24 protein-coding genes are annotated in these 22,044 nt (G+C 64.0%); 11 read left to right on the top strand and 13 right to left on the bottom strand.

What is annotated here, in order from left to right; translation table 11 throughout:
- The first annotated feature begins 39 nt into the window (after positions 1-39).
- Positions 40-561, top strand: a complete 522-nt coding sequence (locus tag CH295_RS00185; protein ID WP_037188109.1) for a DnaJ family domain-containing protein — start codon at positions 40-42, stop codon at positions 559-561.
- Here the strand turns inward: CH295_RS00185 and CH295_RS00180 are convergent.
- Positions 545-2,110, bottom strand: a complete 1,566-nt coding sequence (locus CH295_RS00180) for an NAD-dependent epimerase/dehydratase family protein (protein WP_094739440.1) — start codon at positions 2,108-2,110, stop codon at positions 545-547. The genes CH295_RS00185 and CH295_RS00180 overlap by 17 nt on opposite strands.
- Positions 2,107-3,336, bottom strand: coding sequence for an aminotransferase class I/II-fold pyridoxal phosphate-dependent enzyme (locus CH295_RS00175; protein ID WP_094739439.1), 1,230 nt, complete (start codon positions 3,334-3,336; stop codon positions 2,107-2,109). Before CH295_RS00175 ends, CH295_RS00180 begins: the two co-directional genes overlap by 4 nt.
- 365 nt (positions 3,337-3,701) lie before the next feature.
- Between CH295_RS00175 and CH295_RS00170 the strand changes: the two genes are divergently transcribed.
- Entirely contained in the window at positions 3,702-4,820 is a 1,119-nt protein-coding gene (locus tag CH295_RS00170) for an acyl-CoA dehydrogenase family protein (RefSeq protein ID WP_037188101.1), read from the top strand.
- A 3-nt stretch (positions 4,821-4,823) separates the two neighbouring features.
- Here the strand turns inward: CH295_RS00170 and CH295_RS00165 are convergent, their stop codons facing one another.
- Complete coding sequence (locus CH295_RS00165) at positions 4,824-5,429, bottom strand: hypothetical protein (RefSeq protein WP_037188097.1); 606 nt, start codon at positions 5,427-5,429, stop codon at positions 4,824-4,826.
- A 54-nt stretch (positions 5,430-5,483) separates the two neighbouring features.
- Between CH295_RS00165 and CH295_RS00160 the strand changes: the two genes are divergently transcribed.
- The 3 genes from CH295_RS00160 (at position 5,484) to CH295_RS00150 (ending at position 7,914) form a co-directional block, all read left to right on the top strand.
- Positions 5,484-6,668 (top strand): NAD(P)H-binding protein, encoded by a 1,185-nt coding sequence (locus CH295_RS00160; protein WP_094633765.1) that lies wholly within the window; start codon positions 5,484-5,486, stop codon positions 6,666-6,668.
- Positions 6,668-7,378 carry a CPBP family intramembrane glutamic endopeptidase gene (locus tag CH295_RS00155; protein ID WP_037188095.1) on the top strand — a complete coding sequence of 237 codons (711 nt, stop codon included), beginning with the start codon at positions 6,668-6,670 and terminating at the stop codon, positions 7,376-7,378. The genes CH295_RS00160 and CH295_RS00155 overlap by 1 nt, the downstream gene beginning before the upstream one ends.
- Positions 7,379-7,476: 98 nt before the next feature.
- Positions 7,477-7,914: an Lrp/AsnC family transcriptional regulator gene (locus CH295_RS00150; RefSeq protein ID WP_032376860.1), complete on the top strand. Its 438-nt coding sequence runs from the start codon at positions 7,477-7,479 to the stop codon at positions 7,912-7,914.
- Here CH295_RS00150 and CH295_RS00145 read toward each other — a convergent pair.
- Positions 7,886-10,600 carry a molybdopterin-dependent oxidoreductase gene (locus tag CH295_RS00145; protein ID WP_094739438.1) on the bottom strand — a complete coding sequence of 905 codons (2,715 nt, stop codon included), beginning with the start codon at positions 10,598-10,600 and terminating at the stop codon, positions 7,886-7,888. The genes CH295_RS00150 and CH295_RS00145 overlap by 29 nt on opposite strands.
- Positions 10,597-11,409, bottom strand: coding sequence for an FAD binding domain-containing protein (locus CH295_RS00140; RefSeq protein ID WP_094633767.1), 813 nt, complete (start codon positions 11,407-11,409; stop codon positions 10,597-10,599). Before CH295_RS00140 ends, CH295_RS00145 begins: the two co-directional genes overlap by 4 nt.
- Before the next feature lie 222 nt (positions 11,410-11,631).
- Between CH295_RS00140 and CH295_RS00135 the strand changes: the two genes are divergently transcribed.
- Positions 11,632-13,200 (top strand): PucR family transcriptional regulator, encoded by a 1,569-nt coding sequence (locus tag CH295_RS00135; protein ID WP_094739437.1) that lies wholly within the window; start codon positions 11,632-11,634, stop codon positions 13,198-13,200.
- 9 nt (positions 13,201-13,209) lie between these two features.
- Positions 13,210-13,842, top strand: a complete 633-nt coding sequence (locus CH295_RS00130) for a DUF2461 domain-containing protein (protein ID WP_094739436.1) — start codon at positions 13,210-13,212, stop codon at positions 13,840-13,842.
- Between the two features lie 10 nt (positions 13,843-13,852).
- Here CH295_RS00130 and pucL read toward each other — a convergent pair whose 3' ends face one another.
- The 4 genes from pucL to uraD (CH295_RS00110) are packed head-to-tail and all read right to left on the bottom strand — an operon-like array spanning position 13,853 to position 17,516.
- Entirely contained in the window at positions 13,853-14,773 is a 921-nt protein-coding gene (gene pucL / locus CH295_RS00125; RefSeq protein ID WP_037188086.1) for a factor-independent urate hydroxylase, read from the bottom strand.
- 1 nt (position 14,774) lies between these two features.
- Positions 14,775-15,101, bottom strand: coding sequence for a hydroxyisourate hydrolase (gene uraH / locus CH295_RS00120; protein ID WP_094739435.1), 327 nt, complete (start codon positions 15,099-15,101; stop codon positions 14,775-14,777).
- A complete protein-coding gene (uraD, locus tag CH295_RS00115; RefSeq protein WP_037188083.1) occupies positions 15,098-15,601 on the bottom strand; it encodes a 2-oxo-4-hydroxy-4-carboxy-5-ureidoimidazoline decarboxylase in 504 nt (167 codons plus the stop codon). Before uraD (CH295_RS00115) ends, uraH begins: the two co-directional genes overlap by 4 nt.
- A 10-nt stretch (positions 15,602-15,611) precedes the next feature.
- The gene (gene uraD / locus CH295_RS00110) at positions 15,612-17,516 is read right to left on the bottom strand and encodes a 2-oxo-4-hydroxy-4-carboxy-5-ureidoimidazoline decarboxylase (protein WP_094739434.1); all 1,905 of its coding nucleotides are present in this window, start codon (positions 17,514-17,516) and stop codon (positions 15,612-15,614) included.
- Positions 17,517-17,694: 178 nt separating this feature from the next.
- Between uraD (CH295_RS00110) and CH295_RS00105 the strand changes: the two genes are divergently transcribed.
- Positions 17,695-18,228: a nucleotidyltransferase family protein gene (locus tag CH295_RS00105; protein ID WP_094739587.1), complete on the top strand. Its 534-nt coding sequence runs from the start codon at positions 17,695-17,697 to the stop codon at positions 18,226-18,228.
- On the opposite strand, the gene CH295_RS00100 is transcribed toward CH295_RS00105, so the two are convergent.
- Positions 18,219-18,743 carry an alpha/beta fold hydrolase gene (locus tag CH295_RS00100; protein ID WP_094739433.1) on the bottom strand — a complete coding sequence of 175 codons (525 nt, stop codon included), beginning with the start codon at positions 18,741-18,743 and terminating at the stop codon, positions 18,219-18,221. The two genes, CH295_RS00105 and CH295_RS00100, sit on opposite strands and share 10 nt — an antisense overlap.
- A 168-nt stretch (positions 18,744-18,911) precedes the next feature.
- Between CH295_RS00100 and CH295_RS00095 the strand changes: the two genes are divergently transcribed.
- Genes CH295_RS00095 through CH295_RS00085 form a run of 3 tightly spaced genes read left to right on the top strand, consistent with a single transcriptional unit; the run spans position 18,912 to position 20,482 of the window.
- Positions 18,912-19,313 (top strand): VOC family protein, encoded by a 402-nt coding sequence (locus CH295_RS00095; protein WP_094739432.1) that lies wholly within the window; start codon positions 18,912-18,914, stop codon positions 19,311-19,313.
- 29 nt (positions 19,314-19,342) lie between these two features.
- Positions 19,343-19,978: a class I SAM-dependent DNA methyltransferase gene (locus CH295_RS00090; protein ID WP_094739586.1), complete on the top strand. Its 636-nt coding sequence runs from the start codon at positions 19,343-19,345 to the stop codon at positions 19,976-19,978.
- 27 nt (positions 19,979-20,005) lie between these two features.
- On the top strand, positions 20,006-20,482 hold the full coding sequence (locus CH295_RS00085; RefSeq protein ID WP_094739431.1) for a DUF2306 domain-containing protein: 477 nt from the start codon (positions 20,006-20,008) through the stop codon (positions 20,480-20,482).
- Between the two features lie 346 nt (positions 20,483-20,828).
- Here the strand turns inward: CH295_RS00085 and CH295_RS00075 are convergent, their stop codons facing one another.
- The 3 genes from CH295_RS00075 to CH295_RS27410 all read right to left on the bottom strand — a co-directional run.
- Positions 20,829-21,515, bottom strand: a complete 687-nt coding sequence (locus CH295_RS00075) for a haloacid dehalogenase type II (RefSeq protein ID WP_094739430.1) — start codon at positions 21,513-21,515, stop codon at positions 20,829-20,831.
- Positions 21,512-21,934 carry a DUF1707 SHOCT-like domain-containing protein gene (locus tag CH295_RS00070; protein WP_094739429.1) on the bottom strand — a complete coding sequence of 141 codons (423 nt, stop codon included), beginning with the start codon at positions 21,932-21,934 and terminating at the stop codon, positions 21,512-21,514. Before CH295_RS00070 ends, CH295_RS00075 begins: the two co-directional genes overlap by 4 nt.
- A gap of 7 nt (positions 21,935-21,941) precedes the next feature.
- Positions 21,942-22,044 (bottom strand): biotin/lipoyl-containing protein (locus tag CH295_RS27410; RefSeq protein ID WP_141215328.1); only part of this gene is annotated, 103 nt, incomplete at its 5' end.

The raw sequence follows: 22,044 nt of genomic DNA, 5'->3' as shown, positions 1-22,044 counted from the left end.
CGTGGCGCGGAGCCCGGCTCCGGATCTACAGTCGACGGGGTGACCGAACGCAAGAAACCAGGAGTCACGTTCGAGTCCTGGGTGGACAAGCAGATTCGTGAGGCGCAGGACAACGGTGCGTTCGAGGGGCTCGAGGGCACCGGTAAGCCGATTCCGGTCGGCGATCCCGGCGACGAGCTGTGGTGGGTGCGCGGCTACCTGAAACGGGAGAACCTGCCCGCCGATGCGTTGCTGCCCACCGCATTGCAGTTGCGCAAGGAGATCGAGCGGTTGCCGTCGACACTGATCGGCATTCGGCGTGAGGATTCGGCGCGAGACGTGTTGGACGAGTTGAACGCTCGCATCGTCGACTGGATCCGGTTCCCGACGCCTCCGGTCGTGCCGCTGGCACCGGTCGACGTCGAGACCTGGATGGAGAGCTGGCGAACCAACCGAGCCGAGGTGGACCGACTCGAGCGCGAGCATCGCTCCCAGTCGGCCGAACCCCCGACTGCAGGACTCGATACAGCGGGAGCGTCGTGGTGGACGCGCGTCCGTCGGACATTCACCCGGCGACGCTGAGCCCCGTCGTCGCTGTGCACTGGGCCAACGCATCGGCGGCCGTCGACACGAACCGAATGCCGGCTGTTCCGTCGACCCGGATCTTCGACGGCAGCAGCGCGTCGGGCCGGGTCGGTTCTTCCATCGTCTTCCAGCCGGTGGCCCGCCTGAGAATGCCGCCGACCAGAGTGTCCGCCGCATGACGGGTTCCGCTACGTACAGCGATCGGCGCGGTATCGAGTTCGATTCGAGCGAATCGTAGTGCTGCATCCACGGCCTCGGTGGTCTGCGCTGCCGACGATCGCCCGCGCGGACCGGTGCTCAAGCCGTGCCCGGGTAGATCGAGCACCACAGTGTGTGCGCCCCCGGCGGCGATGTCCGAGGCCAACGACGTGAGATAGCGCGCATGCCTACCGGCGTCGGCGACGAGTACCACCGACTGTCCGGATCCGACGGATGCTCGATGGATCTCCACGTGCACGCTTCCGTGGCCGGTGTCGAGCTGCCGATGTTCGACCCGCAGTGCTGCGACATCCTCGCGGCTCAGCGCAACGGCCTCCGATGCCGGGCGCAGCGCCGCCTCGCAGGCGATGCCGCGAGCCAGGGCGTCGCCGCGTCGCACGAGCGACTTGCCTTGCAGCAGAATCATCACCGCCGCGCTCTCGTGTGCCGTGAGCGTCGGTGCCCAGCCGGTGGCTCGGCCGAGAGCAGAGGAATCGACGATGGGTTCCCCTGGTGTGACCCACTGCCCGGAGAAGGGTGTCAAGCCGAGTCTGAACGCGACGTTCGCGACGCGGGTTGCGGCCTTCTGCGGTACGTCGAACATCAACTGGCCCTGCATCGCAGCGAGTTCGCGAACACCGACCCAGTCCACCGGACCCAGGTTGTACGGGCCGATCAGGTCGGTCTTGACCGCGCGGTGGAAGGCGTCGGCCATGTCGTCCTGGTACAGGAATTGGTACGACGCCCGATCCGCCTCCGGGAATGCACCGATCGGCCCGGTGAACTGGTCGATTCCGTCGTTGGCGAAGTCGGGTCCGATGATGTACGTGCACCGCAACATGGAGATGGTCATCTCGCCGGGGTGCCTACGGAGCCACCACTCCGCGTAGTGCTCCACCTCGGCCTTGTCGTAGAAGTAGTAGCGGTTGGGATCGCCTGCGGGATAACTGTTCTCGGTGAGCGGCTCGGGAGCGATGTCGGCACCGTATGCGTTGATGCTCGACGCGATCACCACTCGCGCCACGCCCGCTCGATATGCCGAATCGATGACGTTGCGTGAGCCGCGGAGGTTGATGTCGTGAGTCTCGGCCTTGTCTTTGAGCTCCTCGACCACGAACGCGAGATGCATGACGACGTCGCAACCGGTGAAGATGTCCTCGAGGTCCGGTGACCTGATATCGGACCGGAGCGAGGCGAACTTGGGGTGTTCGAGTCGAGCTGGGCGACGAGAGATACCGACTACCGAATCCACCTCGGGATCATCGAACAACCGCGGCAGTATCGCGGCCGCGAAATCGCTCGTTGCCCCGGTGACCGCAATGCGCAGGCCACGAGTGTGCTCACTCATTCGGGCAGCCCTGCCACGGCCTCGATGATCTGCTCCGTGGCGGTCGCCAGCTGCTGTTCGGTGTGGGTGGCCATCGCGCACAGGCGAAGAATCGCACCGGACTTCGGCACGGCGGGATGCAGTGCGGCGCTGGTGAAGATGCCACGGTCGTACAGGTTCTTCCACAGATTCATGGCTACGAGATCGTCGCCGACGTGGAGAGAGACGATGGGGGAGGCGGTATCTCCGTGCGGGGTGGCGGAGCGGCCTGCCACGTCGAGCCCAGCCGATTGCAATCCGCCGCGAAGGATCTCGGCATTGTCGAGTACGCGCCGAGCTCGATCCTTACCCTCGTCGCTTCGGATCAGACGGACGGATGCCAACGCGGCACCCACTGCAGCAGGCACGCCGGAGGTCGTGAACAGGAAGGCGCGGGCCTTGACTCGGAGGGTGTCGATCAAATCGCTCGAACCAGTGACGAACCCGCCGGTGGAGCTGGGGCTCTTCGACAGCGATGCCATCGTGACGTCGACGTCCTTGGTGATGCCGAAGAGTTCGGCGGCTCCGGTGAGTTCCGGCCCGTAGATGCCGAGGCTGTGTGCTTCGTCGACCATCAGTGCCGAGTGATAGCGGATACACAGCTCGGACACCACATCGAGCGGTGCAAGGTCGCCCTCCATGGAATAGAGGCCGTCGACGATGACCAGCACGGCTCCGTCGTCGACGACGGGCTGTTGAAGTTTGGCTTCGAGATCGACCATGTCGTTGTGCTTGAACTTGACCACCGAAGCGCCGGAGAGAGTGCTGCCGTCGCGAATGGATGCATGTGCCGCCGAGTCGACGATGATGGTGTCGCCGGGTCCGACGATCGCACTGATGGTTCCGAGGTTGGTCTGATATCCGGTGGTGAAGACCAGCGCGTCGTCGGTTCCGTGCCACTGGGCAATTTCGTTCTCCAGCTCGAGATGCAGATCCATCGTTCCGTTGAGCAGCCGGCTACCGGTCACCGCGCTTCCGAAGGTGTCCAACGCATGCTGAGCTCCCTCGACGACCTTGGGGTGGTCTGCGATCCCGAGGTAATTGTTCGAGCCGAGCATGAGCTTGTCTTTGCCCTCGACTCGGACGACCGGCGCCACGGCGGACTCCATCCTGCGAAAGTACGGAGCCACGTCTGCTTCCCGAACGGCGCGCAGCAAGTCCACACGCTCGTCACCGCCGAGTCTTTTCATCAATCTGTTGACAGCCATTATCGACCAGAACTCCTCACAGAGTCGGATTTGGTTTTGTCTTCAATCTGTCGCGAATTCATCAGTCATTCGGCGCGGTCGACAAACGCGATGGGTTTACGGGCGAAGAATAATCATCGAATGTTTCGGTCGAACAAATCAGGAAGCGCTGTCAGGAAAATTCCTCGAAAAGTGATCGAAGTATCTTTTCGGCTCAGGCGATTCTCAGAAAAAGGGTGTTTGTATCCGCAGGTCGAGGGGTATCGTCGACGATCAGCGCGAATTCGACTTCTGCATTTCTTCATCCGCCAATTTGTATCCGTGACCGTTATGTCGCGATCAAACTATGGCACAACCGTAACAATCGATGACACAGGAGATTAGCTATGACCGGCCTGATGGTGCGCGAAAGAGAAACTCTCGAAAAGTACATTCCGGGTTTGTTGGCATATCTGGACGAGGCACCGCTTGCACAATTGGAAGCGCGCGATTCCAACGCTGTCGACAAATTTCGCGAATTCGGCGGCACCGGTTTGGTGGTCCCGGCCGAACTGGGCGGTCTCGGCGCTCCGGCCATCGACGCGGTCCGGGCACAGAGGGCCATCGGGTCTCGCTCGCCCTCGCTGGGCGCGGGAACCACGATGCACCATCTCTCGCTGGCCTCACTGACGGAGTTCGCTCGCGGTGCCACCGAGGACGACCGCGCGTTGATCAAGGGATTGGTCGAGCAGAAGGCGATCGTCGCGTCCGGATTCTCCGAGGGCGTCACCGGTGGCAGTGTGTTCATTCCGACGATGACAGCCGTGAAGAAGGGTGACAACTACATAGTCAACGGAAGCAAGAAGCCCTGCAGCCTGGCTCGTTCGATGGATCTGCTGACCTGCAGTGTCGAGATCGACTCCGGCGATCGCGCCGTCGCTCTGATTCCGGCAAGCCTTCCCGGTATCAGCGTGAAGCCGTTCTGGACCACCGACATCCTGGCCGGCGCGCAGAGCGAGGAAGTCGTGCTCGACGACGTCGAAGTGCCCGCGAGCCTGGTCCTACCCAACAAGGACGACGATCCCGATGGCGTGCACGAGATGACCGGTTACCTCTGGTTCGGCATGTTGATCTCGGCGAACTACATCGGTGCAGCGACATCACTGCTGGAACGCATGATCGAGCAGGACAAGGGCGACCACGAGGGCTACGTTCGCGCAGCGGCCGAACTCGAGACATCGATGGCGGCCATCGAGAACGTGGCTCGCGCCTTCGACGAAGGCGAACGCGGACAGGACATCTCGGTGAGGTTGTTGTTCAACCGCATCGCAATTCGCGACGCTCTGGTGCGGAGCAGTTCGGCTGCGATCGAATCGCTCGGCGGAATCGGCTTCATCAAGTCTCCCGAAATCGCGTACGTCGCAGCGGCATTGCACGCCTTCGCATTTCATCCGCCGTCACGGCGGTCCATCTCGGAGACCCTGGCCCGCTTCCACGCCGGAGACGAGTTCGCATTCGTGAAGTAGGGACTACCGCTCTTCGTCTCGCAACTCGTCGTTGAGCTTGTCCTCGCCGCGATTGCGGAAGAACTTGAACCCTGGAATGCCGATGACCGCGCGTCGAACGTCCTTGGTGACTCCGAGGAGCTCGTGAATCTCGGGGGACACCGTGTCGAGCGTGGCGAGAATGGGAAGCAACGCTTCCATGTGATCGAGGAGCCCGGGCAGTTGATCGACCATGGCGATCGCGGCGTCGACTTCCTCCTCGGAGAGGTTGTCGACGAACTTTCGCGCCATGGGTTCGGATTTCTTGGCGATGGGATCGAACAACTCGATCAGCTCCAGCGCGGTGTGCGAGGCGACCGACGCCGACGCGACCACCTCGTCCGCGGCACCGGTTGTCCGCTGCACGCTGGCGACCACGGCGTCGGCGGAGTCGATCACGTGATCGATGCGTGTCATCAACATCTCAATACGCGTCAACAGTGCTTCGATTCGGCCGGGCAGGGTAAGCGCGAAAGCGGTCGTGGTGAGCATCCAGCCCGCACCGGCCCGAGCGACCGCGACTCCTCGTCGGAGCACCGTTTCGGTACCGAGGGGATCGGGGAGAACCACACCTGCCAAGACCAGAGCCATAGGAGCGACAATGCCACACCGACACAACGCCTCGAGTGCCGTTAGCCTCGAAGCATGAGAGCTCTCGTCACCGGTGCCAGCGGGTACATCGGGTCGCGGTTGGTGGCAGCTCTGTTGGCCGACGAGGCCGAGGTCGTGGTCGGCTCCCGAACGCCGGACAACCTGCGGACCTTCGACTTCTTCGACTCCGTCACCGCAGTATCGCTCGATGTGACCGACGACCGGTCCTGCGCTGCCGCGTTCGCGGAATCCGGCGACATCGATGTGGCCTATTACCTCGTGCACGCGATCGGCGAGTCCGATTACCGCGCGCAGGACCGACGTTCCGCCGAGCAGTTCGCCGCAGCGGCCGCGCGGGCGGGAGTACGCCGAATCGTCTACCTCGGCGGTTTCGTACCCGACGACGACCAGCTGTCGGAGCACCTCGCCAGCCGGGCGGACGTCGGCGAGGCTCTGACGGTGGACGGTGTCGAGCTGGTCTGGCTCAGAGCGGCCATCGTTCTGGGTGCAGGTTCGACGTCGTACGAGATGTTGCGCTACCTCGCCGACCGCTTGCCGGTGCTTCCGCTGCCCAGTTGGCTCGCCGAGCCCGTGCAGCCCATCGCCGTCGACGACGTGCTGCACTACCTGGTGGCATCCGCCGACGCCGAGGCAGTTCCCGCGGGTTCCTACGACATCGGTGGGCCGGATGTGGTGCCGTATCGAGATCTGGTGTTCGCGTACGTCGAAGCTGCAGGTCTCCAGCGCATCGGCGTTCCGGTGCCGCTGGTGCCGACCTCGCTCGCAGGCAAGGTCATCGGAAAGATCATTCCGGTTCCCGCCGGACTCGCCGAGGATCTCGTCGGGTCGCTGCACAACACGATGACGACGTCGGAGAGCCGGATTCGTGAGCTCGTTCCCGACCCTCCCCGAGGTCTGACCACGATTGCCGACGCCATGGCCCGTAGTGTGCGGGGAATGGTCGGTGACCCTCCCGGTGTGTGTGCGCTGAAGGATCCGCTTCGGCTCGCGAGCACCGATGCGGCGTGGAGCGGCGGTGACGCTCTGGGGATCAGGCGTCGGGGTGTCGCGGCGTCCTCGGACCGCACCTGGGGGTTGATCGAAGCTCTCGGTGGGCGACGGTTGCTGTACTCGAAGCCCGTTGCGGCAGCGGTGCGTACCAATCTCGACGTGATGGCCGACGTGAATCGACGCGCGAGGTCGGCCGTACGCCGACTGACCGATACCGAGGAGGCGTGATGGGAACGTGGTCCACGACCGCGCTCAACGTGATGAAGTCCGCTCTGGTCGACCCGGTCGAGCGCGATCACAAGGAGTCCGACGCGGCGTTCCGCAAGCGGCGGATCATCGTGCTGATCACACTGGTGATCGGTGCCACCGTGCTCTACTTCTCGCTCAAGGTCGAGCCGGGTGATCCGGCGTTCTACGCACTGACCCTGGTATTGGCGGCAGTGTGGACGGTCGGTGGATTCCTGTCGGGCCCACTGCATCTCGGACGCATTCAGGTCGGGGGATCGATCAGGCGACCGATCGTCACGCCCATCCTGATCGGTCTCGCCGTCGGCGGGGTGTTCATGCTCGGCGGTCTCGTGGTGCGGCAGATTCCGCCGCTCGCCGATTTCACCGAGAACGTATTGGCTCACGCCCGGGTGGGTTCGCTGGTGCTCATCGTGTTCATCGCGCTGCTCAACGGCGTGGCGGAGGAGATCTTCTTCCGAGGAGCGCTGTACTCGGCCATCGGCGTCAAGCATCCGGTGATCATCTCGACGGTCGTCTACGCGATAGCCACCCTCGCGTCGGGCAACCCGATGCTCGGCTTCGCCGCAGTGCTTCTGGGATACGTGATGGGCCTGCAGCGGCGCGCGTCCGGCGGAATACTGGCACCGATCCTCACGCACGTCAGTTGGTCGGCGGTCATGGTTCTCGCCCTACCGCCGCTCTTCGTGTGATCTCTGCCGGTCGAGCAGAAAGAGGCACAAGCACCGATTCGACCAGCAGAAACTGATGTGGGCGCTGATTCGTCTCGGATCTGGGCTACATTGCGCAGGTGAGTGAAAATCTCGATCGCGTCGATCGCTTGATCATCGACGAGCTTGTCTCCGATGGCCGCGCCACTTTGGCGACGTTGGCGGAGAAAGCTTCCCTGTCCGTCTCGGCCGTTCAATCCAGAGTTCGGCGGCTGGAGTCCCGACGTGTCATCCGTGGGTACACGGCGCAGGTCGACCCGGAGGCCCTCGGCAGGCCGCTGTCGGCGTTCGTGGCCATCACTCCGATCGATCCGGCGCAACCGGACGATGCCCCCGCCAGGTTGAAGCATCTGTCGGCCATCGAGTCGTGCCACTCGGTTGCCGGTGAGGAGAGCTACGTTCTACTCGTGCGGGTCGAGTCGCCGAGGGCGCTCGAGCGCTTGCTGCAGGAGATCCGCGCCACCGCCAACGTGCAGACGCGCAGCACGATCATTCTGCAGACGTTCTACGACCGCTGACCGCCCGCCACACCCGGTCCGACGACATGGGTAGGTCGTACAGTCGAGCGCCGACGGCGTCACGAATCGCGTTGGCCAGGGCCGGTGCCACGGGATTGTACGGAGACTCGCTCATCGACTTCGCACCGAACGGGCCCAGACGGTCATAGGTGTCGGCGAACAGAACTTCGGTGCGAGGTATGTCCGCGAGCTGCGGAACGTGGTAGCTACGAATCGAATCGGTGGTGACGAGACCGGCACCGTCGGTGCGGATCTGCTCGTACAGCGCGCTTCCGATCGCCTGGGCGACGCCGCCCTCGACCTGCCCACGGCACTGCTGCGGGTTCATCACGGTTCCGGCGTCGGCGCTCTGTACCGACTGCAGTATTTTCACGGTCCCGGTGTCCTCCTGGACCGCCACCCGGAACGCGTGCACGTTGAACGCCAGCGAACGCGGCAGCCCGCCACTGTTGCCCTCGGTGACGAGGGAGCCTCCCGCCATCGCCAGAATGTCGTCGAGGGTGACGAAGCGATCTCCGCAGCGCACGCCCTCCGGTCCGAGTGTGCAGTCCGAATTTCGGTGTCCGGTCGCGGTGGCGGCCAGATCCAAGATGCGAGCCGACATCGCGCGAACCGCCGCATACAGGGCCTTGCCTGCCACCACGGTGCCCGCCGATCCGAAGGCACCCGTGTCGTACGTGACCGAGTCGGTATCGGATTGATCGACTTCGATGCGGTCGACGGACGTGCCGAGTTCACTCGCCGCGATCTGAGTGTGGACAGTGGTGGTTCCGTTGCCGAATTCCGCAGTCCCGACTCGTATCTCGTACCGACCCTCGGGCAACAGTGCGACCGAGGTCTCGGCTCGGTGACCACGCGGCGGAATGGTCGCGATCATGGCCACCGCCATTCCTTCGCCGACCTTCCAGCCCGCCGGGGCGTGCTCGCCGTTGCCCCGCCGCAGAGCGGCTTCGGCCAGGTCGATGCACTGATCGAGGCCGTAGCTGCCGAACTGCAGGTCGTCTCCTTCGTGATGGGCGGCCACGATGTCGTCGCCGGGGACGATCACGTTGCGTCTGCGGAACTCGAACGGATCGACGTCGATCTTTCGCGCCAGATCGTCCATCGCCGATTCGATCGCGAACATCACCTGTCCCAATCCGTAGCCCCGGAACGCTCCGGACGGAATGTTGTTGGTGTACACGGTTTTTGCGTCGACTCGTTTGTTGGCGCACCGGTAGATCGCCACCGATTCGCCGCAACCGTGGAACATCACGCCGGCACTGTGGTTCCCGTAGGCACCGGCGTCGGTGAGAACGTCGATCGACAGGGCGGTCAGCGTACCGTCGGCGCTCGCGGCGGCCGTGACGTCGACGCGGAACGGATGGCGGCACGGCGACACGGTGAACTCGTCCGTGCGCGTGAACTCGAACTGCACCGGTCGACCGGTACGCAGTACCGCCAGCGCCACCACGTCTTCGGTGAGCAACTCCTGCTTGCCGCCGAAGCCGCCGCCGACGCGCGCAGTGAACACGCGGACGCGGTCGCGTGCCAAACCGAAGATCTCGCAGATCTCGTCGCGGACCAGAAACGGAACCTGAGTGCTGGTGCGTAGATTCAGTTTTCCGGTCTCGTCCAACCAGCCGATGGTGCCGTGGGTTTCCAGGTGTACGTGCTGAATCCGTTGAGTGGTCCAGCGGCCGGTGACCACCGCCGCTGCGCTGCGAACGGCAGCGTCGACGTCCCCGGTACTGCCGTGCAGCTCGGCCACCAGATTGCGAGACGGATCCGCGATCCGAGCCGTGGCGTCCTTGTCGCCGTGGATCTTCGGCGCATCCGGTGCGAGCGAGGATTCCGGATCGAACACTGCGGGCAGCACGTCGTACTCGACGACAAGAGCGCGACACCCCTCCTCGGCCGCTGCAACCGATTCTGCGACCACGATCGCCACTCGCTGGCCGATGAAGCGCACGACGGTGTCGAGAACATGGGTGTCGTCCGGATCGTCGACGCGGCGGTCGTGGCGGGCCGTCGAGAAGGCGGTCGACGGGCTGTCTTTCGCAGTCAGGATCAGGTGCACCCCCGGTACCTGCTCCGCTGCGGTGGTATCGACGGAGACGATCCGGGCATGCGCGTGTGGACTTCCGAGAACACTTGCGTGCAGCAACCCGGGAGGGGTGTGGTCGAGTGTGTAGGGCTCGGTTCCGGTGACGATGCGCGTGCTGGCGGGTGCCGCGAGGGATCGTCCACACGCCGGGCCGTCGACGGACTTCTCGGTGTTGACCACCCCGCAGACGGCGTCGGACACGGCGCGATACCCGGTGCAGCGACACAGGTTTCCCTTCAGCCGTTCGGGAAGCTCGTCCAGATCTTCCTCGGTCAGCGTCGAGGCGGTGACGACCATTCCGGCAGTGCAGAACCCGCACTGGAAACCGGCCGCGTCGACGAATCGCCTCTGCATCGGATGGAGGTCGTCCGGTGTACCGAGCCCCGCGACGGTGGTGACGGACCGGTTGGCGGCACGGAACGCGGGAAAGATGCACGAGTGCACCGGTTCGCCGTCGACGAGCACCGAGCATGCGCCGCAGTCGCCCGCGTCGCATCCTTTCTTCACCTCGAAGTGGTCGTGTTCACGGAGCATGGTGCGCAGGCACTGACCGGGCCGCGGAGTGACATCGGTCGGTACACCGTTGATGTCTACGATCATGACAACTCCTCGCGAATCTGCTGCGCTGCAGTGCAACTGATGTGACGGCGCCAGTCCGGAGCCCCGTGGGGGTCGTCGTACCAGTGCTGGGGACCGATGGTGGCGGCGAGCGCGTCGTCGAGTTCGCCCGCCGTCGGCAGGCTCGGGAAGCGCAGAACGAACGGACGGACGGTCGACGCGCTGACGGTCAGAACGAATTCGCCGCCGTCGTCGACTCGCCCGATCACCACGGCGGCCGATCGCCCGAGCGGTGACAGTGCGAGCTTGCGCATCGCCGTTCTGGACCGGAGCGCGTGCAGTGGAATATCGATGCTGCGCAGCACGTCTCCCGATCGAAGTGCGTTGGCGTGCGGGCCCGTGACCAGATCAGCGATCGCGATGCGGTAGTCGTGATCGGGCCCATCACCCGACCACACCTGCCCGACACCGTCGAGGGCGGCGGTCAACGAGATCATCGCTCCGGCAGGCAGGGCCAGCGCGATGTTGCCGCCGACGGTGGCGGTCTTCCAGATCTTGAACGAGGCCAACAACGCTGCTGCGCAGCGGGGAAACAATGCGGTGGCCGGCCACGGAGAGGCGTAGTTCGCCAAAGTCTCGATGGTGCAGGTCGCAGCGATCTCGAGCCCGGTCTCGGTGACGGTCAACGGCTCCCAGCCCAGGGCAGTGACATCGACGAGGGTGGCCAAGTGGTCCTGCTTCTCCGAGAACAGCCAGGTACCGCCGGCAAGGACCGCGGTGTCCGCGCGTCCGGGCGGAAGGTCCGCGCGGGAGCCGGGAAGCAGAATGTCGTCGACAGTGCCGAGATCCATGGCCTTCGTTCACCTCGTTCTCGCCGGCAGATCCACCACGCCGGCAGATCGACCACCCGATGTGTCATCTGGAACTGTAGTGAGTATCTGTTACCGATCTTCGGTCGTCCGGCGATACGCCCGAAACTCGGAGGAAACAACCCACACATACTGTTTCTTCCTACGAGCTCAGCTGTTTCGAGCACGCTCAGCGAGGGCCGGGGCCGGGGGAGGAACAGCACAGTGCAGGTCAAGGACTTGCTCGACGCCACGCAGCTCGGCATTCGATTGCTCACCTCCGATCCGGACGCCCTGGGTCGCACGCTGCGATGGACGTACACGACCGACCTGCCGGACCCGTCGCGCTACATCGCGGGTGGCGAACTGGTGATCACCGGCCTCGTGTGGCATCGGACGGCCGCAGACAGCGAGGTGTTCGTCCGGGCCGTCACCGAATCAGGGGCCTCGGCACTGGCCGCCGGTGAAGGGCTGCTCGGTCACATTCCACCGGACCTGGTCGACGCATGCGAGCGGCACGGACTACCCCTGCTCGCGGTACCCGACACCGTCTCGTTCGGTGAGGTGACCGAGTTTCTCGTCGGCCGTGTCACCGGAGATCGCATCGCCTCGCTGAACACCTCGCTCGTCCGGCAACGCCAGCTGCTCACCGCGATCGCGGACGGCAGAGCCCTCGACGAGTTGGCGCTGCACACCTCGAGGGAAACCGGGATGGCGTGTCTGATCTTCACGGCGACCGGACGTCGGCTCGTGGCCGAGGTCTCGGCGTTCTCCGACGCCGACGTGGACACGCTGACCCACGCTGCGCTGTCCTCCGAAAGACTGCCCACGACAACCACTCTCAGTGACGGCGGCGTGTACAGTATCTTCGGCATCGGGCCGTCGCTCGTGCAGCGGACCACGCGATGGTTTCTCGCGGTCGCCGGAGACATGGCGACGTTCCCACCCGCCATCGCCGATGCGTTCGGCCAGCTCGCCGCCATCGCCGCGCTCGATCGTGCTCGACGCGAGGAGGGACGGCTGGTCCGACGCGAAATCGCCGACCAGGCAGTGGCGTTGATCGAAGCCGACAGCACCAGACCCGAAGCCCTGACGCGGCTGCGCCAGGCAGGAGTCGACCCGGACCGCTCGCTGGTCGTCGTCAGGGTCGTCCACAGCGGACGGATCGACCTGCGCGAGATGCTGCGAACGGTTCTCAGCGACACACTGACCTCCTTCGGTGGGGGTTGTGTCGGGTGCAGCACGCACGGGGACATCGTCGCTGTCGTGAACACCGACGATCCGAACTTCACACAGACACTGCGAACCCGATTGACTCGCTTGGGTTCCGGCATCGGGCACAGCCGGCTGCTGGCGGGGGTCAGTTCCGAAGCGACCGGGATCACCATCGACGGCGCGCTGCGATCGGCCCGTCACGCACTCGAAGTCAGCAGGCAAGGGTCCAGCCCGGTGACCGTCACCGCGGGGGCCCAGCTGACATCGGCTGTGTCGATGCTCTCGGCTCTGCCGGACGACGTGCGTCGGTCCTTCGTCGAACACGTTCTCGCTCCGTTGCTCGACTACGACCGGCGCACCGATGCCGGACTCACCGACACCCTCCGCGAGTTCCTGGCCACCGGTGGATCGTGGAATCGCACAGCCGAGACGTTGCACGTCCACCTCAACACCGTGCGGTACCGAATCAAGCGCGTCGAGGAATTGCTGGGCCGCGATCTGAGTTCCACCTCGGACCGGCTCGATGTCTACCTCGCGCTTCAATCCATCCCGCGTTCGTCGGCCACCGGGGCCGCATAGGATCGAACGATGACTGGCTTCACCGGAATACCCTTCGCGGCCCTGGACTTCTACGAGGACCTCGAAGCCGACAACAGCAAGCTCTGGTGGAGCGAGCACAAGGATGTCTACGATAATTCGGTCAAGGGACCGATGACCGCGTTGCTCGCGACACTCGAACCGGAGTTCGGTACTGCCAAGGTCTTCCGCCCGTACCGTGACGTTCGCTTCTCGAAGGACAAAACCCCGTACAAGACCCATCAGGGCGGATTCGTCGCTCGCGGCGACAGCCTGGGCTACTACGTCCAGATCGACCCCGCCGGATTGTTCGTCGCAGGCGGCTTCTACAACTCCTCGACCGACGGCGTTGCCCGCTACCGCCGCACCGTCGACGACGACGTCCGCGGAGCCGAACTCGAGCGGATTTTGGCGACGTTGACCAAGGCCGGATACGAGATCGGCGGCGACAAGCTCAAGACCAAGCCGCGGGGATACGAGCTCGACCACCCGCGCATCGACCTCTTGCGCCACAAGTCACTCACCGCGGGCAAGCATTTCGGCTCACCCGCGTGGCTCGAGACACCCAAGGCCGCGACGAAGGTGCGCGATGCCTGGCGAGTTCTCGCACCGTTGGTGGAGTGGACTGCGACACTGCACACGTGAGCTCAGCGCACTATCCGACGACAGAGTATGTCCGCCAAGCACTTCCAGCGTCCGGGGCATCCTCGCGTTCGACGGTTGCCTGAATCAGACCGTACGGCCGATCGTCCGCGTTGAACACCTCGAGATTGTTCTCGATGCCGAACTTGCCCAGGTCGTAGACGAAGTGATGCTTGTTCGGTGCGGACATGGTGATCTCGGCGATGAACGGATACTTCTCCAGCACCGCCTCGCCCATGGCGTAGAGGGTCTGCTGGAGGGCCAGCGACTGTAGATTGGCGAACCGCTCGATCATGGCCGCCTTCACGCCCGCATAGACGGCGTCCCACTCGACGTCGGTGGTGGTGTACCGCCACTGCGCTGTCAGCGATGTCGCCATCACCCGGTCGGTCGTGGGCTCGAGAATCGTCAGGTCGTCCTCGAGGAATCCGTGGAACTCCGAGCCCGTGGACTTGAGGATCACCATCTCCTTGAAGCCGCTGATCACCCACGTCTGCTGCGCGTCGCCCTTGCCCTCGACGGTCACCGCCGACGTACGGATCTCCTCACCCTTGCGTGTCCACGTGTGATCGTGCTCGACGCCGTCGATCACCGCCCGAGCCCAGGCGTATTCCTCGAGTTCGATGCGGGCACCGTCGACGGGCTCCACGTCGTCGACGTAGTGACGAGCCAGATCGAGGCCGTAACTCTCCAGGTGCAGTAGGCCCTTGGTCTTGGCGTACGCGTAGGCGGTCTGCTTCTGGGTGTCGGTGGGAAGCACATTGGACTGATCGCCCACCAGATGCGCGGGAGAGAAATCGCCACGCAGAGCGCTCGACACGTTGATGTCATGGATCTCGTGCCGGGGCGAGTCCCGATAGATCCGCACCACGCGGTTCTCCGCCTTGCCGTACTGATTGGATCCGAGGACGATCTTTCCGGTCAGGTCGGTCATGTCAGCTCCCGCGATAGGTCGAATAAGCGAAGGGGGACAACAGCAATGGGACGTGATAGTGAGCATCGGGATCGGTGACGGTGAACGAGATCGACACCTCGGGGTAGAAGCTCGGTGTCTTCGTCGCCTCGAAATAGTCGCCGGTGTCGAAGGAGAGTCGGTATATGCCCGGATCGATCGGCCCCGGTACGACTTCCCCGATGCGTCCGTCCCCGTCCGTGGTGGCGGTGGAGATCTCGCCCTTCTCGGGGTGGAACAGCCGCACCCGCATTCCCACCGCGGGTGTTCCCGAGGTGGCGTCGAGTACGTGCGTCGACAGCCCGGTCACTGCTCCGGACCCAGCATGCGGCCGAGGCGAATTCGATTGATCTTGGCCAGTTCCACGCGGAGCACCCGTCTTTCGGTTTCGGCATCGTTGTCGAGCCTCTCCTCGAGGATAGCGAGCAGGTCCTCCGCGGATCTGCCGGTGGCGCACACCAGGTAGACGTGCCCGAACTTCTCCTCGTACGCACGGTTTCCCGCCGCCAACTTCTCGCGTACCTCGGTACCCGCAGTCGTCACCGCAGCCTGCTCACGTTTCGAAGACGGGTTGTCGGCCTTACCTCCGATCCGTGGATGGCCGTCGAGCGCGTGGTCGATCTCCGCCTCGGGTAGCTCGGCGAGCACTCGATCTGCTCTGTCCAACAGCAGGTCTCGACTGTCGAAGGGGCGACCCTGGGCCACTCGACGGGCCCAGATCGACGATGCGCAGCACTCGTAGAGTGCATGCATCGCCTGCCGATCACTGAGTCGATTGAACCCGTCGAGCCCTATCCATTCGTGCAGCACATCTCGCTCGCTATCTGAAGTCGTTGATGCGCCCGAACCGCGCGGCGGCGATCGGGTTGGCATCGGCCACGAGATCGTCGAATCGGTAGTTCGCGATCTTGGCAATCTCGATCATCGCGAACGACCGCTCCGCCGACGGTGCGTTCTCGACGCGCGACCACCCGTTGGCCAGGACTCGATCGTAACGCTCCGTCTCCCGTGCACAGATCACCAGCGGGAAGCCGAAGTGCTCGCGGTATTCGGCGGCGAGTTGGACGATGTTGTCGTGCTCGTCCTCCTCCAGGTTGGACAGGCCGACGTGGTCCGCTGCGTTGAGGGTGCCGGTGGCGTCCTCGCTACCGAGATCGGGGTAGCTGTTGATCAGCTCGATCTGTTCCTCGGTGGTGCCGGCCAACAGTGCCTCCTGGAACGCCTCGCGCAGACCGTGCGCATCGGCGAAAGGCCGCTGCTGGTAGGCGCGTTCGACCACCCACGGCGTGCCCTGCACCAAGCCCCCGAACGTGGCAGCGAAGTCCTCGGAGGACATCTCGTTGACCTTGTCGAGGGTGATGCCCTTACCCGGACCACCGGCGACGGCCTGCCCACGATTGCCGATGTGGAAGAACAAGACGTTGAGCACGATTGCCGAGACCGCGCCGAGAACGATGCCACTGCCGAACAACATTTCGAGCCAGGCGGGCACACCCTCGGAGACCGTCGGTTGAATGGTCACGAGCATCGCGAGACCGAGGCTCGTGGCGACGATGATCAGGTTGCGGTGATCGGTGAAGTCCACCTTCGACAGGGTCTGGATTCCGACCACGGCGACGGTCGCGAACAGGGCGAGCGCGGCTCCGCCGAGCACCGGCGGCGGAATGGATGCCACGACGGCTGCCGTCTTGGGTAGCAGGCCCAGGAGAATCATGATGCCGCCTGCCGTGGCCACCACCCAACGGCTGCGCACACCGGTCAGGCGCACCAGGCCGACGTTCTCGGAGAAGGCCGTGTACGGGAACGAGTTGAACGTACCGCCGATGACGGTGGCCACTCCGTCCGCGCGCAGGGTTGCTGCGATGTCGTCCTTCTTGATGCGCTTGCCGACGATCTCACCCGTCGCGTACACACTGCCGGTGGTTTCCACGGCGATGATCAGCATGACGACGATCATCGAAATGATGGCGATGACACTGAATTTGGGCACACCGAACAGGAAGGGCTGCGTGAAGCCGATCCAGGACGCGTCGGAGGTGCCGTCGAAGTTCATGTCTCCCAACGCGAATGCGACGGCGCTGCCGATCACCAGGCCCAGAAGCACGGCGATGGTGGCCATGAAGCCCTTGAAGAATCGTTGGATCAGCACGATGATCAGCAGCGTGCCGATCGCGTACGCCATCCACCGTCCGTTGGTCGGATCCTGTTCGTGAGTAGCAGGATTGGTCACCGCATCGTTGACGGCCACCGGGAGCAACGCCACACCGATGATCGTGATGACGGTGCCGGTCACCACCGGTGGGAAGAAGCGCAGCAGCCTACTGAAGTACGGTGCCATGAAGAACGTGACGAGCCCGGCGACTATGACAGCGCCGTAGACGTACAGCAACCCCTCGGTGCCGCCGCCGTTCGCCATCGCGATCGCGATCACCGGAGAGACACCGGCGAACGTCACGCCCTGCAGGAGCGGCAGACGGACACCGATCTTCCAGAATCCGACCGATTGAATGATCGACGCGATGCCGCAGGTGAACAGATCCGCGTTGATCAGGTGAATCAACTGCTCGTTGGTCAGTCCGATCGCGCTGCCGATGATGATCGGCACCAAGACCGCGCCTGCGTAGAACGCGACGACATGTTGAAACCCGTAGGCGGCAAGTTTCGGAACGGGGAGCACTTCGTCGACAGGATGGACAAGTTTGCGTGTGGTGGGCTTGACGGACATGGGTGGGCACCTCGCGGAAGCAACAGGGCAGGATTCCTGCGACGCTGCAGGAGAAGTGCACTAAGAATCAGCCATCACGCCTATCCTCGCTAGTCGAGCGAGCACAAACTTCGGGTCGTACTCGACGTGGACGTTGTGCGAACATCCAAGACTGCACCCACCTGTGAAAGGAGCGACCGTGTCGGACCTTGCCGTCGGAGTGCTACTCGCCGCCGGTGCCGGAACGCGATACGGATCGCCCAAAGTGCTCGCCCACGACGGGCTGTGGCTGAGGACGGCGGTGCAGGCATTGCGCGACGGCGGCTGTGATCGCGTGTTCGTGGTGCTGGGCGCGGCGGATGCGCCCGTGCCCGACGGCGTGATCGCGGTGCACACACCCGACTGGCACCAGGGCATGAGCGTCTCCTTCATCACCGGGCTGTCGGCGGCGTCGGACGCGGACTACGCGGTGGTGCACGTGGTCGATACGCCGGACGTGGGACCCGAGGTGGTGCAGGCAGTACTCGCCGCAGCGGGGGAAACAGGTCTTGCCAGGGCCGTGTTCGACGGCCGTCCCGGGCATCCGGTCGTTCTGGCGCGTCGACACGTCGACGCAGCCGTGGCATCGGCGTCGGGAGACGCCGGTGCCCGGGACTTCCTGCGGGGAAGAGACGACGTGATTGCCGTCGAATGTTCGCAATGGGCAACGGGAATCGACCACGACTATCGGTGAGCGGCCGGTCCGAGAATTCGGGCGGCAACGGCGTCGATCATGCCGTCGAACTGGTGACCACCGGTCGGGAACTCGATCACTGTCGCCGACGGGAGAGCCGTCGAGTTCAGCGCGAGGTGAGAAATGGGAACCACGTCGTCGTCCCGGCAGTGGACGAGTGTCAGGTCGGTCTCGGGTTCCGGGTCGGTGAACGCGTAGTCGGCAACGTCCCACCCACACGGAGTCCAGTCCGGCATCGCCAGCAGAGTGGCCTGCAGGGGCCATCGGCGTCGATGTTCTGCCAGGACCCTGACGAGGATCGATGCGCCGAAGGAATGCGCCACCACCGAATCGTCCGGTCCGAGCCGGTCCAGGTGTTGCCGAACCGGTTCGGCCCAGTCCTCGAAACCCATGGCGGTGTCGGACAGCTCCGGCATCCGAACGTCGAGACGCAGAGCCCTGGCCAGCCCGTGTGCCAGCTCCGCGTCGTCGACGAATCCGCCGGCACCGTGAACGAACAGAAGTCGACCGACCATGCTGGGGTCCTTTCCTCGGCAGTGTTGTCATCGAAGATGACCGAACTGCGGTCGTGAATTCACCGGTTGACTCGGATTCGGGGTCCGTGCGAGAATCGGCGGCAGCGTCGCGTGTCGATGACGGACTGCGTCAGACATGGAGGCGTCGTACTGCCCAGGAGGCAGCGCATGTCCATTTCGTTCGATCACACCATCATCGTTGCGAAGAACAGTTCCGACTCTGCGGCGTTCTTTCGCACGCTGTTCGCTCTGCCGGAGGCACCGTCGTGGGGGCCGTTCGTCAACGTGCAACTCACCGACGGCACGCTCGTTCAATTCGCCGAGCCTCCCTTCGACGATATTCAGTTTCAGCACTATGCCTTTCGGGTCAGCGACGATTTGTTCGACGCGGCCTACGCCAGGCTTGTCGACCAGGGCGTCGAGCACTGGGCCGACCCTCGGATGACCGAACCCGGCACCGTCAACACCGACCACGGAGGCCGCGGAGGGTATTTCCGCGACCCGACCGGGCACTTCTTCGAGATGCTGACGCACTCGTACTTGCCGATGCCGGGTGAGCCGGTACCGTAGCCACTGTGGCCGAGCAACAGCATGTTTCGATGACGAGAGCCGCCTACGACACCGTTGCCGAGAGCTACGCAGACATCGTTCGCGACGAACTCGACGGCCGACATCTCGAGCACGGATTGTTGGCTACGTTCGCAGCTCGGGTTACGAGCGGACAGGTGCTGGAGGTGGGGTGTGGATCAGGCCGCATCACCGAGCAGCTGTACCGCCTCGGCCTCGACGTAGCGGGGATGGATCTGTCGCCCAACATGATCGAGGTTGCTCGGCGCGAACATCCGCACCTGCGATTCGGTGTCGGGTCGATGGAGGCGTTGGACGCGGGGGACGGTTCCGTTGCCGGGATCGTCGCCTGGTACTCGATCATCCACACTCCTCCCACGCAGCTGCCTGCGGTGTTCGCCGAACTGCATCGAGTGCTGACGCCCAACGGGCCTCTGCTACTGGCGTTTCAATCCGGCAACGAGCGAGTGCGACTCGAACATGTTTATGGACACTCGGTCTCGTACGACGCGTACCGACTCGACCCCGACGCGGTCGCGGGCATGCTCGTCGAGGCCGACTTCGAGGTGGACGTGCGCGTGCATCGTGCTCCGATGGGATACGAGTCGACATCGCAGGCATTTCTGATAGCACGTAAAAGGAACACCGTCGGACCCGACGACCGGTAGCGTCGGTCGGGCGAAAGGTGGCTGTCGATGTCGATCACGGTGATCCACACGTCGGCCGCAGTGCTGTCCGTTCTGGTCGGAGCAGTGGTTCTGTTTGCCCGCAAAGGCACCGTTTTTCATCGGGCGTGCGGACGCACGTACGTCGTAGCGATTCTGGTGATGATCGTGGCGTCCTTCTTCGTCACCGAGATCGGTGACGGATGGAGCGTGTTCCACGCTGTGTCGATCCTGACAGCCGCGCTGGTGCTGTTCGGCTGGTGCCAGCCCGTGTTCGGGCGCTCTCGTACGGGTTGGGTGCGGCGGCACATGCTGTCGATGCAACTGTCCTATCTGGTGCTGATCGTGACCGGAACGGCCCAGTTCTTCGACCGTCTGCCTCTTCCGAACGACGCACTCAACGCCATCGTCTTTCTGCAGTTGCCCCTGATGGTCGGGATCGTGGCTATCGTCCGTCGTAGTCGACGACCGATCGGCTTCCACGATTCGCTACCGTCGTCTCCGTGATTCCCGGACCGGACGCAGCCTTGCCACATCGCCGCGTGCGGATCTGCTCTTGTGGCTCGACTTGCCACGTCGGACAGTCATGCGGCAGGTGATGTTTCGGACGCTACGCCGCAGGCTCGGTGGGCGCGAGCTGTGGAACGGCAACTTCGAACCGTCACTGCATCGCATCTTCTTCGACCGCGACCACGTCGTTCGATGGGCATGGAACACGTACCGGTCGACTGCCGAGCGAGTGCAGCGACTGAGTGTGTGCCGCCCGGAGCTGACGATTGTTCGCTTCCGTTCGCATCGGGACGTGGACGCGTGGATTGCGCACCAGCTGATTCCTCTGACCCGATAACTGTCGTCAGCAGCCCAATTGCGTTGCGAGAGAATCGATCGAGTCGGCGCTGTGAGTCCAGTCGGATTCCGCGGCGAGGTCGGTGGTCTGACTCGGTCCGTGTTCGAGCGGACGGGCGATGAATGCCGTTGCAAAGCCGCAGTCGGCAGCGGCAGCGAGGTCACTGTTGTGTGCGGCGACCATCATGCACTCGCTCGGCTGAAGACCCAGAATGTCCGCGGTGCGGAGATACGCGTCGGGCATGGGCTTGTACGTCTGTACCGGTTCTGCGCCGAGGATCGCGTCCCATGGCAGTCCGGCATTCTTGGCCATGTCCAACAGCAACGAGATGTTGCCGTTGGAGAGCGGGGCGATGATGAAATCGGTACGCAGTCGCGTGAGCCCTGGCACCGAGTCCGGCCACGGATCCAATCGATGCCACGCGTGATTCAAGGATGCGACATCACTGTCGTCGAGCCGAATATCGAACTCCGACAGTACGACTCGAAGCGACTCGAGATGGAGTACATCGAGCCGGGTGAACGGTCGACTGCCCGATCGAACCTGTTCCATCGCCGGTTGATACAGGCTGCGCCAGCGGTCGGCGAATGCATGACTGTCGACGTCGGGACCACACACGGATTCGACCTCGCGGGCCACGCTGGTGCGCCAATCGACCACCGTGCCGAACACATCGAACAGAAGCGCCTTCAACGATCCCTCTTCTTTTTCTTCTTCTCGTCCTTGGAATGGCCACCTGCCGACAGCAGCGCACCCGCCAATGGAATGAGAAGGAAGAAGAGCCACTTCTGATCGAAGTCGGTGAGGAAGAACGATGCCAGTGAACCGAAGATGACCAGGGGCATCACCACTGCGCGCCAATCGATCCCGGCACCGCCCTCGGTCGGTGCCGGAGACTTCCCGAGCTGGGCGGGTGTGTGCGACGTCGAAGCAGCGGGGAGATCGACGAATACCGTGTCGATCTCCCCACGCGTCGTCGCCGAAGCAACGACGGCGCTGCGCTCGTCGAATTCGGGCACAGTCAGCCGACCCTCACTGAAGTGCAGACTCAGTGCCTCGAGGGCCTTCTCCCGATCGGCCGTACCGATCCGAATTTCCGGAAGCTCGGACATCGCTACGTCATTTGATCTCTGCGAGGACGGTGCCTTGGGTGATGGCGTCGCCTGCGGTGACGGTCAGGCCGGTGATGGTGCCTGCTTTGTGGGCGTTGACGGGGTTTTCC

Origin of the sequence: Rhodococcus sp. 14-2483-1-2 (assembly GCF_002259405.1) — a bacterium.
In the GTDB taxonomy this organism is placed as follows: domain Bacteria; phylum Actinomycetota; class Actinomycetes; order Mycobacteriales; family Mycobacteriaceae; genus Rhodococcoides.
The sequence above is the reverse complement of the archived record's forward strand: the minus strand, read 5'-3'. Positions and strand labels throughout refer to the sequence as shown.

Excerpts from the sequence above, each read along its gene's own strand:
- CH295_RS00180 (WP_094739440.1), bottom strand. The coding sequence starts at position 2,110 with ATGAGTGAGCACACTCGTGGCCTGCGCATTGCGGTCACCGGGGCAACG.
- CH295_RS00175 (WP_094739439.1), bottom strand. The coding sequence starts at position 3,336 with ATGGCTGTCAACAGATTGATGAAAAGACTCGGCGGTGACGAGCGTGTG.
- CH295_RS00170 (WP_037188101.1), top strand. The coding sequence starts at position 3,702 with ATGACCGGCCTGATGGTGCGCGAAAGAGAAACTCTCGAAAAGTACATT.
- CH295_RS00165 (WP_037188097.1), bottom strand. The coding sequence starts at position 5,429 with ATGGCTCTGGTCTTGGCAGGTGTGGTTCTCCCCGATCCCCTCGGTACC.
- CH295_RS00160 (WP_094633765.1), top strand. The coding sequence starts at position 5,484 with ATGAGAGCTCTCGTCACCGGTGCCAGCGGGTACATCGGGTCGCGGTTG.
- CH295_RS00155 (WP_037188095.1), top strand. The coding sequence starts at position 6,668 with ATGGGAACGTGGTCCACGACCGCGCTCAACGTGATGAAGTCCGCTCTG.
- CH295_RS00145 (WP_094739438.1), bottom strand. The coding sequence starts at position 10,600 with ATGATCGTAGACATCAACGGTGTACCGACCGATGTCACTCCGCGGCCC.
- CH295_RS00140 (WP_094633767.1), bottom strand. The coding sequence starts at position 11,409 with ATGGATCTCGGCACTGTCGACGACATTCTGCTTCCCGGCTCCCGCGCG.
- CH295_RS00130 (WP_094739436.1), top strand. The coding sequence starts at position 13,210 with ATGACTGGCTTCACCGGAATACCCTTCGCGGCCCTGGACTTCTACGAG.
- pucL (WP_037188086.1), bottom strand. The coding sequence starts at position 14,773 with ATGACCGACCTGACCGGAAAGATCGTCCTCGGATCCAATCAGTACGGC.
- uraD (WP_094739434.1), bottom strand. The coding sequence starts at position 17,516 with ATGTCCGTCAAGCCCACCACACGCAAACTTGTCCATCCTGTCGACGAA.
- CH295_RS00100 (WP_094739433.1), bottom strand. The coding sequence starts at position 18,743 with ATGGTCGGTCGACTTCTGTTCGTTCACGGTGCCGGCGGATTCGTCGAC.
- CH295_RS00095 (WP_094739432.1), top strand. The coding sequence starts at position 18,912 with ATGTCCATTTCGTTCGATCACACCATCATCGTTGCGAAGAACAGTTCC.
- CH295_RS00090 (WP_094739586.1), top strand. The coding sequence starts at position 19,343 with ATGACGAGAGCCGCCTACGACACCGTTGCCGAGAGCTACGCAGACATC.
- CH295_RS00085 (WP_094739431.1), top strand. The coding sequence starts at position 20,006 with ATGTCGATCACGGTGATCCACACGTCGGCCGCAGTGCTGTCCGTTCTG.
- CH295_RS00070 (WP_094739429.1), bottom strand. The coding sequence starts at position 21,934 with ATGTCCGAGCTTCCGGAAATTCGGATCGGTACGGCCGATCGGGAGAAG.